This is a genomic window from Stutzerimonas kunmingensis (assembly GCF_002929225.1).
In the GTDB taxonomy this organism is placed as follows: domain Bacteria; phylum Pseudomonadota; class Gammaproteobacteria; order Pseudomonadales; family Pseudomonadaceae; genus Stutzerimonas.
Window position 1 is genome coordinate 139953 of sequence record NZ_PISM01000020.1, and the last position, 15245, is coordinate 155197.

The 15245-nt window shown below is 62.9% G+C and carries 14 protein-coding genes; 9 read left to right on the plus strand and 5 right to left on the minus strand.

Features of this window, described 5'->3' with window-relative positions; all coding sequences use genetic code 11:
- Positions 1–9 precede the first annotated feature (9 nt).
- From CW305_RS15370 to CW305_RS15405, 7 genes are all read left to right on the plus strand, one after another.
- Positions 10–1368 (plus strand): glutamine synthetase family protein, encoded by a 1359-nt coding sequence (locus CW305_RS15370; RefSeq protein ID WP_104098307.1) that lies wholly within the window; start codon positions 10–12, stop codon positions 1366–1368.
- A gap of 86 nt (positions 1369–1454) precedes the next feature.
- A complete protein-coding gene (locus CW305_RS15375) occupies positions 1455–2813 on the plus strand; it encodes an aspartate aminotransferase family protein (protein WP_014822167.1) in 1359 nt (452 codons plus the stop codon).
- Between the two features lie 218 nt (positions 2814–3031).
- Entirely contained in the window at positions 3032–4129 is a 1098-nt protein-coding gene (locus tag CW305_RS15380) for a polyamine ABC transporter substrate-binding protein (protein ID WP_023445771.1), read from the plus strand.
- Between the two features lie 207 nt (positions 4130–4336).
- Positions 4337–5422, plus strand: coding sequence for a polyamine ABC transporter substrate-binding protein (locus CW305_RS15390; protein ID WP_104098308.1), 1086 nt, complete (start codon positions 4337–4339; stop codon positions 5420–5422).
- 151 nt (positions 5423–5573) lie between these two features.
- Entirely contained in the window at positions 5574–6725 is a 1152-nt protein-coding gene (potA, locus tag CW305_RS15395; protein WP_023445773.1) for a polyamine ABC transporter ATP-binding protein, read from the plus strand.
- Positions 6722–7618 (plus strand): ABC transporter permease subunit, encoded by an 897-nt coding sequence (locus CW305_RS15400; RefSeq protein ID WP_023445774.1) that lies wholly within the window; start codon positions 6722–6724, stop codon positions 7616–7618. The genes potA and CW305_RS15400 overlap by 4 nt, the downstream gene beginning before the upstream one ends.
- Positions 7615–8517, plus strand: a complete 903-nt coding sequence (locus tag CW305_RS15405) for an ABC transporter permease subunit (RefSeq protein ID WP_014822162.1) — start codon at positions 7615–7617, stop codon at positions 8515–8517. Before CW305_RS15400 ends, CW305_RS15405 begins: the two co-directional genes overlap by 4 nt.
- A 114-nt stretch (positions 8518–8631) precedes the next feature.
- On the opposite strand, the gene CW305_RS15410 is transcribed toward CW305_RS15405, so the two are convergent.
- Positions 8632–9201, minus strand: a complete 570-nt coding sequence (locus tag CW305_RS15410) for a DUF6436 domain-containing protein (RefSeq protein WP_041015499.1) — start codon at positions 9199–9201, stop codon at positions 8632–8634.
- 84 nt (positions 9202–9285) lie between these two features.
- Between CW305_RS15410 and bipL the strand changes: the two genes are divergently transcribed.
- The gene (gene bipL / locus CW305_RS15415; RefSeq protein ID WP_104098309.1) at positions 9286–10224 is read left to right on the plus strand and encodes a phospholipase BipL; all 939 of its coding nucleotides are present in this window, start codon (positions 9286–9288) and stop codon (positions 10222–10224) included.
- 5 nt (positions 10225–10229) lie between these two features.
- Here the strand turns inward: bipL and CW305_RS15420 are convergent, their stop codons facing one another.
- Positions 10230–10994, minus strand: coding sequence for a hypothetical protein (locus CW305_RS15420; protein WP_023445782.1), 765 nt, complete (start codon positions 10992–10994; stop codon positions 10230–10232).
- A gap of 154 nt (positions 10995–11148) precedes the next feature.
- On the opposite strand from CW305_RS15420, the gene CW305_RS15425 reads away from it, so the two are divergent.
- Positions 11149–11757, plus strand: a complete 609-nt coding sequence (locus CW305_RS15425) for a 2OG-Fe(II) oxygenase (protein WP_023445783.1) — start codon at positions 11149–11151, stop codon at positions 11755–11757.
- Positions 11758–11833: 76 nt separating this feature from the next.
- On the opposite strand, the gene dctM is transcribed toward CW305_RS15425, so the two are convergent.
- The 3 genes from dctM to dctP form a co-directional block, all read right to left on the minus strand.
- Positions 11834–13114, minus strand: a complete 1281-nt coding sequence (dctM, locus tag CW305_RS15430; RefSeq protein WP_023445784.1) for a C4-dicarboxylate TRAP transporter large permease protein DctM — start codon at positions 13112–13114, stop codon at positions 11834–11836.
- A complete protein-coding gene (locus CW305_RS15435) occupies positions 13114–13740 on the minus strand; it encodes a TRAP transporter small permease (protein WP_023445785.1) in 627 nt (208 codons plus the stop codon). The genes dctM and CW305_RS15435 overlap by 1 nt, the downstream gene beginning before the upstream one ends.
- A 264-nt stretch (positions 13741–14004) precedes the next feature.
- The gene (dctP, locus tag CW305_RS15440) at positions 14005–15000 is read right to left on the minus strand and encodes a C4-dicarboxylate TRAP substrate-binding protein DctP (protein ID WP_104098310.1); all 996 of its coding nucleotides are present in this window, start codon (positions 14998–15000) and stop codon (positions 14005–14007) included.
- Positions 15001–15245: the final 245 nt, after the last annotated feature.

Consider the following 15245-nt stretch of genomic DNA (forward strand, 5'->3'; position numbering starts at 1 on the left):
GAGGTCAACATGAGTATCCAACTCGACCAGCTCACCGGCTGGCTGAAAGAACACAAGATCACCGAAGTGGAATGCCTGATCAGCGACCTGACCGGGATCGCCCGCGGCAAGATTTCACCAACCAACAAGTTCCTCGACGAAAAGGGCATGCGCCTGCCGGAAAGCGTGTTGCTGCAGACCGTTACCGGCGATTACGTCGAGGACGATATCTACTACGAGCTGCTCGATCCAGCCGACATCGACATGTTCTGCCGCCCTGACCCGAACGCCGTATTTCTCGTGCCCTGGGCCATCGAGCCCACCGCCCAGGTGATCCACGACACCTACGACAAGATGGGCAATCCCATCGAACTGTCGCCGCGCAACATCTTGAAGCGCGTGTTGAAGATGTACGCCGACCGTGGCTGGCAGCCCATCGTCGCGCCGGAGATGGAGTTCTACCTGACCAAGCGCTGTGAGGACCCGGACCTGCCGTTCCAGCCGCCGATCGGCCGCTCAGGCCGCCAGGAAACCGGCCGCCAGTCGTTCTCCATCGACGCCGCCAACGAGTTCGATCCGTTGTTCGAGGACATGTACGACTGGTGCGAAGCGCAGGGCCTGGATCTGGACACCCTGATCCACGAAGAAGGCACCGCGCAGATGGAGATCAACTTCCGTCACGGCGAAGCACTGCACCTGGCCGACCAGATCCTGGTGTTCAAGCGCACCATGCGCGAGGCGGCGCTCAAGCACAACGTTGCCGCCACCTTCATGGCCAAGCCGATGACCGGCGAGCCAGGCAGCGCGATGCACCTGCACCAGAGCGTCATCGACCTCAAGACCGGGCGCAACATTTTCTCCAGTGAAGACGGCTCCATGAGCCAGCTGTTCCTGCACCACGTCGGCGGCCTGCAGAAGTACATCCCCGAGCTGCTGCCGATGTTCGCGCCGAACGTCAATTCGTTCCGCCGCTTCCTGCCCGATACCTCGGCGCCGGTGAACGTCGAGTGGGGTGAGGAGAACCGCACCGTGGGCCTGCGCGTGCCGGACTCCGACCCGCAGAACCGCCGCGTCGAGAACCGCCTCGCGGGTGCCGATGCCAACCCCTACCTGGCGATCGCCGCGAGCCTCCTGTGCGGCTATATCGGTATGGTCGAGCAGCTGCCACCGAGCCAGCCGGTCAAGGGCCGTGGTTATGAACGGCGCAACCTGCGCCTGCCGCTGACCCTGGAAGCAGCGCTGGAGCGGATGGAAACCTGTCGCGAGCTGGAGAAATACCTGAGCCAGAAATTCATAACCGGCTACGTCGCGGTCAAGCGCGCCGAGCAGGAGAACTACCACCGCGTGATCAGCTCATGGGAGCGGGAATTCCTGATGCTGTCGGTGTAGGGCCGCTTCCGCCGGAGCCGGTCGTAGGGTGGATGACGCTTTTCTCGTCCACCGAACATGCACGAACTTTTATCGAGAGGTGACTGATGAGCGATTCGCAAACCCTGCACTGGCAAGCGCTGAGCCGCGACCATCATCTGCCGCCGTTCACCGATTACAAGGCGCTGAACGCCAAAGGCACGCGCATCATCACCAAGGCGTCAGGCGTCTATCTGTGGGACAGCGAAGGCCACAAGATCCTCGACGCCATGGCCGGGCTCTGGTGCGTCAACCTGGGCTATGGCCGCGAGGAGCTGGTCGAGGCCGCGACCAGGCAGATGCGCGAGCTGCCGTACTACAACCTGTTCTTCCAGACCGCCCACCCGCCGGCCGTGGCGCTGGCCAAGGCGATTGCCGACATCGCGCCGGCCGGGATGAACCATGTGTTCTTCACCGGCTCCGGCTCGGAGGCCAACGACACCGTGCTGCGCATGGTGCGCCATTACTGGGCGATCAAGGGCCAGCCGGCGAAGAAGGTGGTCATCGGCCGCTGGAATGGCTATCACGGCTCGACCATTGCCGGTGCCAGCCTTGGCGGAATGAAGGCCATGCATGAGCAGGGCGACGGCCCGATCCCGGGCATCGAGCATATCGACCAGCCCTACTGGTTCGGCGAGGGCGGCGACATGAGCCCGGAAGAGTTCGGCGTGCGCATCGCCGACCAGCTGGAGCAGAAGATCCTCGAGGTCGGCGAGGACAAGGTCGCCGCCTTCATCGCCGAACCGATCCAGGGCGCCGGCGGCGTGATCATCCCGCCCGAGAGCTACTGGCCGCGGGTCAAGGAAATCCTCGCGCGCTACGACATCCTCTTCATCGCCGACGAGGTCATCTGCGGCTTCGGCCGTACCGGTGAGTGGTTCGGTAGCGACTACTACGGCCTCGAGCCGGACCTGATGCCGATCGCCAAGGGCCTGACCTCTGGCTACATCCCCATGGGCGGCGTGGTGGTGCGCGACGAAGTGGTGCACACGCTCAACGAGGGCGGCGAGTTCTACCACGGCTTCACCTACTCGGGGCACCCCGTGGCCGCCGCGGTGGCGCTGGAGAACATCCGCATCCTGCGCGAGGAGAAGATCGTCGAGCGGGTGAAGACGAAGACGGCACCCTATTTGCAATCCCGTTGGCAGGAACTGCTCGAGCATCCGCTGGTAGGCGAGGCGCGTGGCGTCGGCCTGCTTGGTGCGCTCGAGTTGGTGAAGAACAAGAAGACCCGCGAACGCTTTGCCGATCCCGGTGTGGGCATGCTCTGTCGCGAGCACTGCTTCCGCAACGGCCTGGTGATGCGTGCGGTTGGCGACACCATGATCATCTCGCCGCCGCTGGTGATCAGCGAAGAGCAGATCGACGAGCTGGTTGGCAAGGTGCGGTTGTGCCTCGACGCCACGGCCAAGGATGCGCTGGGTTGAGCCGTGCGGCGGCCCGCGCCAGCTGAGCTAAGGTTGTCGTTTGCACCGCTGTGCGTTCGGCTTGTTGAAAAGAGGGTCCTGACCTTGCCAGACTGCGCGCGTGCTGGAGGCCAGACCTGCCGAGGGGTGTGTCGATGCCGCCACACCGCCAGGCCGCCGCGTTGTTCATGGCCTGTTCCACTGCCCCGACATTAATGATGACAAAAGGAGCTGCACGGATGAATCCCTTCGCCAAGACACTACTTGCCATGACGCTGGCCGGCACCGTTGCCGGGGCTGCGCAGGCCCAGGAAAAGGTTCTGCACGTCTACAACTGGTCCGACTACATCGCCGAAGACACCCTGGAGAACTTCACCAAGGAAACCGGCATCAAGGTCGTCTACGACGTCTTCGACAGCAACGAAGTGCTGGAAGCCAAGCTGCTGGCCGGCAGCTCCGGTTATGACGTGGTGGTGCCGTCCAACCCCTTCCTAGCCAAGCAGATCAAGGCCGGCGTGTTCCAGAAACTGGACAAGTCCAAGCTGCCGAACTGGGAAAACCTCGACAAGGACCTGCTCAAGGCGCTGGATCCGAGTGATCCGGGCAACCAGTACTCGATTCCCTACATGTGGGGCACCATTGGCATCGGCTATAACGTCGACAAGGTCAAGGCCGTGTTGGGTGACAACGCGCCGGTGGATTCCTGGGACCTGGTGTTCAAGCCGGAAAACATCGAGAAGCTGAAGTCCTGCGGCGTTTCCTTCCTCGATTCGCCGACCGAAATTCTGCCCGCCGCCCTGCATTATCTGGGCTACGCCCCGGACAGCGGCAAGGCCGACGAGCTGAAGAAGGCCGAAGAGCTGTTCATGCAGATCCGTCCGCATGTGGCCTACTTCCACTCTTCCAAGTACATCTCCGACCTGGCCAATGGCGAGTCCTGCGTGGCGATCGGCTATTCGGGTGACATCTATCAGGCCAAGGCGCGCGCCGAGGAAGCCGGCAACGGCGTCAACGTCGGCTACAAGATTCCCAAGGAAGGTGCCGGCAGCTTCTTCGACATGCTGGCCGTACCGGCTGACGCGAAGAACGTCGAGAGCGCCCACGTCTTCATCAACTACCTGATGAAGCCGGAAGTCATGGCGTCGATCACCGACTACGTGCAGTTCCCCAACGGTAACGCCGCGGCCACCCCGCTGGTGGATGAAGCGATCCGCACCGACCCGGGCATCTACCCGAACCAGGACGTGCTGAAGAAGCTGTACACCTTCCCCGACCTCGATCCGAAAACCCAGCGCGCCATGACCCGCAGCTGGACCAAGATCAAGTCGGGCCGCTGATACGACCGATCCGTTGCCGGGCCGCATGGAGCATGCGTACCGGCACCGGAGCCCGGTTGAGCGCAGCTCGTCGCGTAGCCACGTTCCCTGTCTTTTGTGATGCACCGACATTTGCATCAAATCTGTTGATTTTCAGAGGTTTTTCCAATAAACAGCCCGCCTTTCCCGCCGGGATCACGCGCGGCCTGTAACAAGAGGACTCATCCCATGCGCTCGACACTCAAGTCGTTGATCGTCGCCGCCGCCGTAGCCGGTGCGGCCACCGCCCAGGCCGCCTCCGTGCATATCTACAACTGGTCGGATTACATCGGCGAAACGACGCTGGAGGAGTTCGAGAAGGAGACTGGCATCAAGCCCGTCTACGATGTCTTCGATTCCAACGAAACCCTTGAAGGCAAGCTGCTGGCCGGCCGTAGCGGCTACGACGTGGTGGTGCCTTCCAACCATTTTCTCGGCAAGCAGATTCGCGCCGGTGCCTTCCAGCCGCTGGACAAGAGCAAGCTGCCGAACTGGGAAAACATCGATCCGGCACTGCTCAAGCAGCTGCAGAAGAACGATCCCGACAATGCCTATGCGGCGCCCTATCTGTGGGGCACCAACGGCATTGGCTACAACGTCGAGAAGGTCAAGGCCGCACTGGGCGTCGACACGATCGACTCGTGGGCGGTCATCTTCGAACCGGAGAACGCCGAGAAGCTGGCCAGTTGCGGCATAGCCTTCCTCGATTCGGCCGATGAGATGATCCCGGCCATGCTCAATTACCTGGGGCTCGACCCCAACAGCGAGAACGCGGCGGACTATCAGAAGGCCGAGGAGAAGCTCCTGGCCGTGCGGCCGCATGTACGTTATTTCCACTCGTCCAAGTACATTTCCGATTTGGCCAATGGCAATATCTGCGTCGCCGCCGGGTTCTCCGGTGATGTGTTCCAGGCCGCCGCCCGCGCCGAGGAAGCCGGCAAGGGTGTCGAGATCGCCTATGCCATTCCCAAGGAGGGCGCGAACCTCTGGTTCGACATGCTCGCCATCCCCGCGGATGCCAGCAATGTCGAAGAAGCCCATGCCTTCATCAACTACCTGCTACGCCCCGAGGTGATTGCCGCGGTGAGCGACTACGTCGGTTACGCCAACCCCAATCTCAAGGCGGGCGAGCTGATGGACCAGGAAGTGCGTGGTGATGCGTCGGTGTATCCGCCGCAGGAAGTGCTCGACCGGCTGTATGTCTCCGCTGAGCTACCGCCGAAGATTCAACGTCTTTCGACCCGCTCGTGGACCAAGGTGAAATCCGGCAAGTGAACTCCATGGTCTGTTCCCGTTTCGTCTGCGGCATTGCCGGTGACGAATCGGAACCGGCCGATCGGGAGCATGTCAGGCGACGCGCTCTCTGCAACGACCATTAGATCCCCGGCGCAGGCCGGCCAACCTTTTTCATTTCGGGAGTTCGCGCATGGCCGTTGCCTCCAGCGCCTACAAGAAAGCCCTCAGTGGCGAAAGCAAGAACAAGCAGGTGCTGCTGAAGATCGACCGCGTCACCAAGAAGTTCGACGAAACGGTGGCGGTCGATGATGTCTCGCTGAGCATCCATCAGGGCGAAATCTTCGCCCTGCTCGGTGGCTCGGGTTCGGGCAAGTCGACCTTGCTGCGCATGCTCGCCGGCTTCGAGCGGCCCACCGAGGGGCGCATCTTCCTCGATGGCCAGGACATCACCGACATGCCGCCCTACGAGCGGCCGATCAACATGATGTTCCAGTCCTACGCGCTGTTTCCACACATGACGGTGGAGCAGAACATCGCCTTCGGCCTGAAGCAGGATGGTCTGCCGAAACAGGAAGTCGAGGCGCGGGTGAAGGAGATGCTCGGCCTGGTGCAGATGACCCAGTACGCCAAACGCAAGCCGCATCAGCTGTCGGGCGGGCAGCGCCAGCGCGTCGCCCTGGCGCGTTCGCTGGCCAAGCGGCCGAAGCTGCTGCTGCTCGATGAGCCCATGGGCGCGTTGGACAAGAAACTGCGCTCGCAGATGCAGCTCGAGTTGGTGCAGATCATCGAGCGCGTCGGCGTGACCTGCGTGATGGTCACCCATGACCAGGAAGAGGCCATGACCATGGCCGAACGCATCGCCATCATGCATCTGGGCTGGATCGCTCAGGTCGGCAGCCCGATGGACATCTACGAGACCCCGGCAAGCCGCCTGGTCTGCGAATTCATCGGCAACGTCAACCTGTTCGACGGCGAGCTGATCGAGGACATGGGCGACCACGCCGTCATCGCCAGCCCAGGCCTTGAGAACCCGATCTACGTCGGCCACGGCATCAGTACCCGCGCGCAGGACAAACAGATCACCTACGCGATCCGCCCCGAAAAGCTGCTGATCGGCACCGAACTGCCGGAGCTTGAGCGCCCCGGCTACAACTGGGCCAAAGGCGTCGTGCACGACATCGCCTATCTTGGCGGCCACTCGGTGTACTACATCAAGCTGCCGTCCGGCGGTGTGCTGCAGGCCTTCATGGCCAACGCCGAACGTCACGTGAAGCTGCCGACCTGGGAGGAAGAGGTGTACGTGTACTGGTGGGATGACAGCGGCGTGGTGTTGCAGGCATGAAGCGCTCGCCCCTGAATACCGGGCGCCGACTGGTCATCAGCGTGCCCTTCCTGTGGCTGATGCTGTTCTTTCTGCTGCCCTTCGCCATCGTCCTGAAGATCAGCTTTGCCGAAGCGGATGTGGCCATTCCGCCGTACACCGACATCTTCGCCTACGCCGACCAGCAGCTGCAGGTGCTGATCAACCTGGGCAACTACATCTTCCTCAGCGAAGACGAACTGTATCTGGCGGCCTATCTGGGCTCGCTGCGGATCGCCTTCTTCAGCACGCTGCTCTGCCTGCTGATCGGCTATCCGATGGCCTACGCCATTGCTCGTGCGCGCAAGGATCTGCAGACGGTTCTGCTGCTGCTGATCATGATGCCGACCTGGACCGCCATCCTGATTCGCGTCTACGCCTGGATGGGCATCCTCAGCAGCAACGGCATCCTCAACGGACTGTTGCAGGGCCTCGGCCTGATCGACGCGCCGTTGCAGATACTCAATACCGACGCTGCGGTATACATCGGCGTGGTCTACTCCTACCTGCCGTTCATGATCCTGCCGCTCTACGCCAACCTGGTGAAGCACGACCCGAGCCTGCTCGAGGCTGCGTCCGACCTCGGCGCGCGCAACCTCTCCAGCTTCTGGAAGATCACCGTGCCGCTGTCGAAGAACGGCATCATCGCCGGCTGCATGCTGGTGTTCATTCCGGTGGTCGGCGAGTTCGTCATCCCAGAGCTGCTCGGCGGTCCGGAGACGCTGATGATCGGCAAGGTGCTCTGGCAGGAATTCTTCAACAACCGTGACTGGCCGGTGGCCTCGGCGCTGGCGGTGGTGATGCTGGCGATCCTGCTGGTGCCGATCATCCTGTTCAACCGGAACCAGGCGAAAGAGCTGGAGGGCAAGCTATGAAACGCTGGAGCTTTTCCAACCTGATCCTGGTGCTCGGGCTGCTGTTCATCTACCTGCCGATGGTCATCCTGGTTATCTACTCGTTCAATGCCTCGCGGCTGGTGACGGTGTGGGGCGGCTGGTCGCTGAAGTGGTACGCCGGCCTGCTCGACAACTCCCAGTTGATGGGCGCGGTAATGCGCTCGCTGGAAGTCGCGGCCTATACCGCGATCGCCGCGGTGGCTCTGGGCACGATGGCGGCTTTCGTCCTCACCCGTATCCCGGTGTTCCGCGGCCGTACGCTGTTCGGTGGCCTGGTCACCGCGCCGCTGGTGATGCCGGAAGTGATCACCGGTCTGTCCCTGCTGCTGCTGTTCGTCGCCATGGCGCAACTGATCGGCTGGCCGGCGCAACGCGGGCTGGTGACCATCTGGATCGCCCACACCACGTTCTGCTCGGCCTACGTCGCGGTAGTGGTGATGGCGCGCCTGCGCGAGCTGGACCTGTCCATCGAGGAAGCGGCGATGGACCTCGGAGCGCGGCCGTGGAAGGTGTTCTTCCTGATCACCATGCCGATGATCGCGCCCTCGCTAGCGGCCGGCGGCATGCTTTCGTTCGCACTGTCACTGGACGATCTGGTACTGGCCAGCTTCGTCTCCGGGCCGGGTTCGACCACGCTGCCGATGGAGATCTTCTCCGCCGTGCGCCTGGGCGTGAAGCCGGAGATCAACGCGGTGGCGAGTCTGATCCTGCTCAGCGTGTCGCTGGCGACCTTTCTCGCCTGGTACCTCAGCCGCCGCGCCGAGAAGCGCCGTATTCGCGCGATGCAGCAGGCGATGGATGAAACCGCTGGCAATCCCACCTGGCGTCAGGTGATCGACAGCCGCAAGGTGCTGGTGCCGCCCTCGGCGCATACCTGATGATGGTTTGAGCAGCAAAACGAAAAGGGCGCATCGATGCGCCCTTTTCATTCCGTCCACCTGCGAACGGACGATTGATATCACCATCGCGCAGTGTGCGCGATGTCGAATTGCTCACTGCTGCCAGTCGCAGAAACAGGCCACCGCCAGCGAATGGGTGGCGCGCACCTTGCGCCCGGCCAGCACGGCATCGAGGATAGGCTCGACGAAGCTGTTGTCCGAACTGCACACCGCACCCTCGCTGTAGGGGCCGATATAGACCAGCTCCCCGCTTTGATCCCAGATGCCTACAGCGGGGCTGGCCGGTAGTTGCTCGGAGCCGGGCGGGGCGCTCAGCGGTTTCAGCGCTGCCAGCGGCTGCGGCAAGCGGCCCTTGCTGCCCGGTTTGCGTACTTCGTAGAAGTCCACGGGTTGTCCGGCAAAGCGCTTGAGCAGTTCTTCCAGGTGCTGCTGATTGCCGACGTTGCACGGGCATCCCGGATCCCAGAAATGCACGAAGCGCACTGGTCCTGGGCCCTGCAGCTCGGCCGGCAGGCGAAGGGCGTCGCCGGAGAACAGCTCGGCGCGCTCGCCGTCGAAGGTGCGCAGGTAGCGCGCCTCGAACCACCAGAACGCAGCCAGCATGGCGCCGCCCCAGAGCAGGGCGATCAGTGCGGCGATCAGGTATTTGCGACGAGCGCTCATGGCGGGCTCCGATGTGGGTGCGCAAGCTTGCCATGGGGCGGCGCAGAGCTGAATATCCCAGGTCAACGCAATCGAAGAATTTCCATGCCCTCGCGTATCGATCCCGAGCGCCTGCGTAACAGCCTGCCCGCCCTGTCCGAGGCGGTCGCCGCAAGCGCCGAAACTCTCCAGTACCAGACCTATTACGGGCTCGACCTGCCGCATCGCACGCAGGTCCAGCGTCGCCTGGGGCGCTTTCGCGTGCATGACTACGATGTCGTCGCCCAGGCCTGGTGGCCGGAGCAGCCCCACGCCAGCCTGCTGATCCTGCACGGCTACTACGACCACATGGGCCTGTATCGCCATGTGGTCGACTGGGGACTGGAGATGGGGTTCGCCGTGCTCGCCTGCGACCTGCCGGGCCATGGGCTGTCCAGCGGTCCCCGGGCGAGCATCAACGAGTTTGCCGAATACCAGGCGGTGCTGAGCGGTCTGTTCGAACAGGCACGCCAGCTCGATCTGCCGCGTCCCTGGCACCTACTTGGCCAGAGTACCGGCGGTGCCATCGCGCTGGATCACCTGCTGCATCAGGCCGAAAATCCCGACCTGGGGCGCACCATCCTGCTGGCGCCGTTGGTTCGCCCGCGCGCCTGGCTGCGCTCGCGCATCAGCTACGAGTTGCTGCGACGCTTCGTTCAGCAGATCCCACGAACGTTCAGCGAGAACTCCGGCGACCCGGCCTTCCTCGAATTCGTCCAGAGCCAGGACCCGCTGCAGCCGGACATCCTGCCCACGGCCTGGGTCGGCGCCCTGTCACGCTGGATTCCACGTATCGAGGGTGCGGCTGACAGCAGGCACGCGCCGTTGATCATTCAGGGCGAGGCGGACATGACCGTGGATTGGCAGTACAACCTGCCGATTCTGCAGCGCAAGTTCCCAAGTGCTGAGGTGCTGCGACTGCCCGAGGCGCGCCACCATCTGGTGAACGAGCGCGAGGAATTGCGCCAGGCGTACTTCGACTTCCTGCGCGAGCGCCTCAGATAGCGGGATCAGATGCCCTGCTGCGGCTCCAGCTCGGCGCCGCTCATGCCCACCGCCAGGCCGGCGCGTAGCGCCTGCAGCGCGGCCTGGTAATAGGCCTTGCCTTCGTCCGACTGGGCGAATGTCACATATTCCTCCAGTTCGGCATCGGACAGGTCGCGATAGACGTACAGCAGCGTGTTGTCGAGATCGGCCTCTATTTGCTCGATCATGCGTTGGCGCTGGCTGCTCAGCAGGCTCTGCGCCTGATTGCCACCGAGCAGGCCGGGAATCATCTGGCTGAGACTGTCGGCGGCGACGCCGGCCAGTGCCAGGCTGACTTCCGCGCCCGCTTCGCTGGCTGGCAGCGCCTGGGCCAGGTGGCGGATCAGCAGCTGTCGGTTGCTGCCGGCTTCCACCCGCGGCAGGCCGGCGGCGTGCTTGGCCAGCTGTTCGCGCCGTGCGGCGAGCACTTCGGCCGAGACGATCTTGCGTCCCAGGGTCGACTGGAAGAATTCCAGCGCCGGCTGCGGCTCGGCCAGGTTGCCGCGCAATGCCTGCTGCGCGCGCTGGTCGATGGCATGGGCGGCGAAGCGGCGGTTGCTGTTGGTCACCAGTGCCTGGAATACCGCCGGTGGCAGGGTGTCCTTGTAGCGTTGCTGGGCCGCGGTCAGGGCATCGCCGAAATTGGCGCGCTGTTCGGTCCAGCCGGCGGTTTCGTAGAGTTCCTGATAGGTGTCGGCGAAGCTGCTGAAGCTCAAGGTCAGCAGTACACAGGTCAAGAGGGCGCGCATGGAAGCTCCTGTCTGGCGGGCGGTTCATTTTCCGTGCGTCGACGCGTGCTTGTCGAGGCGCATGGTTACTGCTGCCATTTGGCGCAGCGACGCAGCTTGTAGCGGAGTCTCAACAGACCCTAGACTCCTGCGGTATCCCTTCGGAGTCACTTCCTTGCCGTTCTCTTCGATCATCGACGACCTGGCCGAGCGCGGCTGGTCGGTGCAGAGTTCTTTCCTTCCCAGTGATGTGACCCACAAGCTGGCCGACGAGTGCCGCAGGCGGGAAGCCGAGGGTGCACTGGCACCGGCAGGGGTCGGCCGCGGCGAGGCGCAGGCGGTGCGCGAAGGCATTCGCAGCGACCATATTCAGTGGCTCGAACCGGGCCAGTCTGCAGTCTGCGACGACTACCTCGAACTCATGGACGGCTTGCGCCAGCAGCTTAACCGCGAGTTGTTCCTCGGGCTGGAAGAGTTCGAGTGCCATTTCGCCTTCTACCCGCCGGGCGCCTTCTATCAGACGCACCTGGACCGCTTTCGCGATGACGACAGCCGCTCGGTCACCGCCGTGCTGTATCTGAATCCGGATTGGCAGCCCGGCCATGCCGGTGAATTGCGCATGCACATGCCTGATGGATCGCAGCTGGACGTGCCACCGCTGGCCGGCAATCTGGTGGTCTTTCTCTCCGGCGATTTCCCCCACGAAGTACTGGTCACTCAAGCCGACCGTCTGTCGCTGACCGGCTGGTTCCGTCGGCGGCCGGCCGATGTGCTGGCGCTCTGACGAGCCCACATCGACATTTGCGCAGACGAAAAAAAGCCCGGCACAGGCCGGGCTAAAGGGAAGTAAGTGTTTCGGGCTACATGCCCAGCATGTTCGGCAGCGCCAGGGAAATCGACGGCACGTAGGTGATGATCACCAGGAAGCTCAGCATCAGCGCCAGCCATGGCAGCACTGCGCGGATCACCTGGGTCACCGGCATGCCCGTCACCGCTGAGGCGACGAACAGGTTCAACCCCACCGGTGGCGTTATCAATCCGATCTCCATGTTCACCACCATGATGATGCCAAGGTGGATCGGGTCGATGCCCAGCTGTATGGCAATCGGGAACAGGATCGGCGCCAGGATCAGGATGATCGCCGACGGCTCCATGAAGGCGCCGGCAACCAGCAGCACGATGTTCACCACCAGCAGGAACATCCACGGCTGCAGACCGGCCTCGATGACCCAGGCAGTGATCGCCTGCGGAATCTGCTCGGTGGTCAGTACGTGGGCGAAGAGCATGGCGTTGGCGATGATGAACATCAGCATGATGCTCAGCTTGCCCGACTCCAGCAGTACCTTCGGGCATTCGCGCAGCTTGAGGTCCTTGTAGACGAAGATCGCGACGAAGGCCGAATACACCGCCGCGACCGCTGCCGCTTCGGTGGGCGTGAACATGCCCGAGTAGATGCCGCCGAGGATGATCACCATCAGCAGCAGGCCCCAGACCGCCTTGCGCGCGGCGGACAGCCACTCGCGGAAGCTGGCGCGCGGCAGTGCCGGCAGGTTCTTCTTCACCGCGATGATGTAGATCGCCAGCATCAGCGCGCCGCCGAGCATGATGCCCGGGACGACACCGGCCATGAACAGCTTGCCCACCGAGGTCTCGGTAGCCGCGGCGTAGACCACCATGACCACCGACGGTGGGATCAGGATGCCCAGGGTACCAGCGTTACAGACGATGCCGGCGCCGAAGGCCTGCGGATAACCGGAGCGCACCATGCCGGCGATGGCGATGGAGCCCACCGCGGCCACGGTGGCTGGCGACGAGCCGGACAGCGCTGCGAAGAGCATGCACGCCAGCACCGCACCGATCGCCAGGCCGCCACGGATGTGGCCGACACAGGCGTTGGCGAAGTCGATCAGGCGACGCGCCACGCCGCCGGTGGTCATGAAGGCGCCGGCCAGGAGGAAGAACGGGATCGCCAGCAGGGTGTAGTGCTCGGAGGTCTCGAACAGCTTGATCGCCAGCGAGCGCACCGAGTCCTGGCTGAAGATCATGATGGTCAGCGAACCGGCCAGACCGAGGGATACGGCCACCGGCACGCCGATGAACATCAGCACGAAGAGGGCGACGAACAGGAACAGGATGGTCATTACTTGGGCTCCTCTTCGCCGTGCTTGAGCGCATCGGCCGCTTCATCGGCGAGGCCGAGGCCGGTCTGCTCGTTGCGCAGGATACGCACGAAGATTTCGGCGAAACGGATGAACACCATGGCGAAGCCGAACGGCACGATCATGCCGATGTGCCACTGCTTGACGCCGACATGGCCCAGGTCTTCCGCGCCGATGTTGGCAACGAACAGCGCCTGGATCCACTCGAAGCTGGCCACGGTCAGCAGACCGGCGTAACCCAGGCAGAGCAGGCAGGCGATGATGCCGATGACGCGCTGGATGTGTCGCGGCGCCAGCTTCACCAGTGCATCGACACCGATGTGGCCGGCGGTGCGCACGCCATAGGCGAGACCGGAGAAGATCAGCCAGGCGAACAGCGCCTTGGTCAGCGCGGTGCTCCAGGTCATGGACTGGGCCAGGCCGATGATGAAATCACCGATGGCGAACCAGAAGTCGGCGCTTCCCTCGAACCGGTCGCCCAGGTCGTAGAAAAGTGTGTAGAGGTTGTTGAGGATCACGTAGACGAAGGTCACCAGTGTCATGGCGGCCAACAGAAAGGCGATGAAACCTTCCTCGAAGTGGTCCCAGACGCGCCAGAGGGCGTTCATGGATGACATCTCCCGATGGACTGCTTGTTGTATCGAAGGCAGCACGGAGGTGCGCCGTGAACCAGCCGGGGCAGGCTGGGAGACAGAGCAATGAAAAACTCTTGTTGTCGCCATCGAAGCGGCTGGGCCCGGGATCGCCTTGGCCTGACCTGTCTGCCCTTGGTGCGGGCTTCGTCTTCGCTAGCTGCTTTGTTTTTTCACTGAGCTGTCGGGTATCGCTGGGTGGTGCAGCAAAGGGGCGGGGTGTCCGCCCCCCGGCAAGGCTTATTTAGCCTGGTTGGCAGCTTCGGCGGCCTTGATCAGGTCAGCACCGATTTCGCCTTCGAACTTCTTCCACACCGGCTTCATGGCTTCGCGCCACTTGGCACGCTCTTCCGGGGTCAGCACCAGAATTTCGGTTGTGCCGGCGGCAAGAATGTCAGCCTTGGCCTTCTGGTTCAGGGCGTCGGCTTGCTTGTTCACTTCAACAGTGACTTCTTCCACGATCTTTTCCAGCTCGCCACGTACATCGGCAGGCAGGCCGTCCCAGAACTTGGTGTTGGTGATCAGCATGTAGTCCAGCAGGCCATGGTCGGACTCGGTGATGTGCTTCTGCACTTCGTGCATCTTCTGCGAGTAGATGTTCGAGTAGGGGTTCTCGGCACCGTTGACCACGCCGGTCTGCAGGCCCTGGTAAACCTCGGCGAAGCTCATCTTGCGCGGGTTGGCACGCAGCGCCTTGAACTGCTCGTCCAGCACTGCAGAAGCCTGTACGCGGAACTTCAGGCCGCGCGCGTCTTTCGGCTCACGCAGTTCCTTGTTGGCCGACAGCTGCTTCATGCCGTTGTGCCAGTAGCCCAGGCCGGTGATGTTCTTGTCTTCCATGGAACGCAGCAGGCCCTGGCCAGCCTCGCTCTTCTGGAAGCGGTCGACTGCCGCGATGTCGTCGAACAGGAACGGCAGGTCGAAGACCTGAACGCCCTTGGAGTAGTGTTCGAACTTGGCCAGCGATGGAGCGATCAGCTGAACGTCACCCAGCAGCAGGGCTTCCATTTCCTTGCCATCACCGAACAGCGAGGAGTTCGGGTAAACCTGTACCTCGACCTTGCCGGCCAGACGCTCTTCCACCAGTTTCTTGAACATCAGGGCGCCCTGGCCTTTCGGCGTGTTTTCGGCGACCACGTGGGAGAACTTGATGGTGATCGGGTCAGCCGCGTGGGCCAGACCAGCGATGCTCAGCGACAGGGCGCATGCCAGCGCCTTGGCAGTCAGTTTGAACATTGATGTTTCCTCTTGTTGTGGGTGGGAGGCCACACGGCATCCCGGCAGTAACCAGCTGGACAAGTCTAGGCGCTGAAGCCTGGGTGCGATGCTCTATCGCGACTCGTTCCGTCCGGTTCATTGAGTTTCAGCAGCAATGCCTGTGCCAAGAGCTGGCAGAGCCGCCTGAGGGCAGCGAGTTTACCCAGCAATAGATGAAGGTTTGAATGGCCAATTGCCAACAAGCGCGTCTAGGTCGCACCTTT

Excerpts from the sequence above, each read along its gene's own strand:
- CW305_RS15405 (WP_014822162.1), top strand. The coding sequence starts at position 7,615 with ATGAAACGCTGGAGCTTTTCCAACCTGATCCTGGTGCTCGGGCTGCTG.
- CW305_RS15435 (WP_023445785.1), bottom strand. The coding sequence starts at position 13,740 with ATGAACGCCCTCTGGCGCGTCTGGGACCACTTCGAGGAAGGTTTCATC.
- CW305_RS15390 (WP_104098308.1), top strand. The coding sequence starts at position 4,337 with ATGCGCTCGACACTCAAGTCGTTGATCGTCGCCGCCGCCGTAGCCGGT.
- potA (WP_023445773.1), top strand. The coding sequence starts at position 5,574 with ATGGCCGTTGCCTCCAGCGCCTACAAGAAAGCCCTCAGTGGCGAAAGC.
- CW305_RS15420 (WP_023445782.1), bottom strand. The coding sequence starts at position 10,994 with ATGCGCGCCCTCTTGACCTGTGTACTGCTGACCTTGAGCTTCAGCAGC.
- CW305_RS15370 (WP_104098307.1), top strand. The coding sequence starts at position 10 with ATGAGTATCCAACTCGACCAGCTCACCGGCTGGCTGAAAGAACACAAG.
- dctM (WP_023445784.1), bottom strand. The coding sequence starts at position 13,114 with ATGACCATCCTGTTCCTGTTCGTCGCCCTCTTCGTGCTGATGTTCATC.
- CW305_RS15410 (WP_041015499.1), bottom strand. The coding sequence starts at position 9,201 with ATGAGCGCTCGTCGCAAATACCTGATCGCCGCACTGATCGCCCTGCTC.
- CW305_RS15400 (WP_023445774.1), top strand. The coding sequence starts at position 6,722 with ATGAAGCGCTCGCCCCTGAATACCGGGCGCCGACTGGTCATCAGCGTG.
- dctP (WP_104098310.1), bottom strand. The coding sequence starts at position 15,000 with ATGTTCAAACTGACTGCCAAGGCGCTGGCATGCGCCCTGTCGCTGAGC.
- CW305_RS15380 (WP_023445771.1), top strand. The coding sequence starts at position 3,032 with ATGAATCCCTTCGCCAAGACACTACTTGCCATGACGCTGGCCGGCACC.
- CW305_RS15375 (WP_014822167.1), top strand. The coding sequence starts at position 1,455 with ATGAGCGATTCGCAAACCCTGCACTGGCAAGCGCTGAGCCGCGACCAT.
- bipL (WP_104098309.1), top strand. The coding sequence starts at position 9,286 with ATGCCCTCGCGTATCGATCCCGAGCGCCTGCGTAACAGCCTGCCCGCC.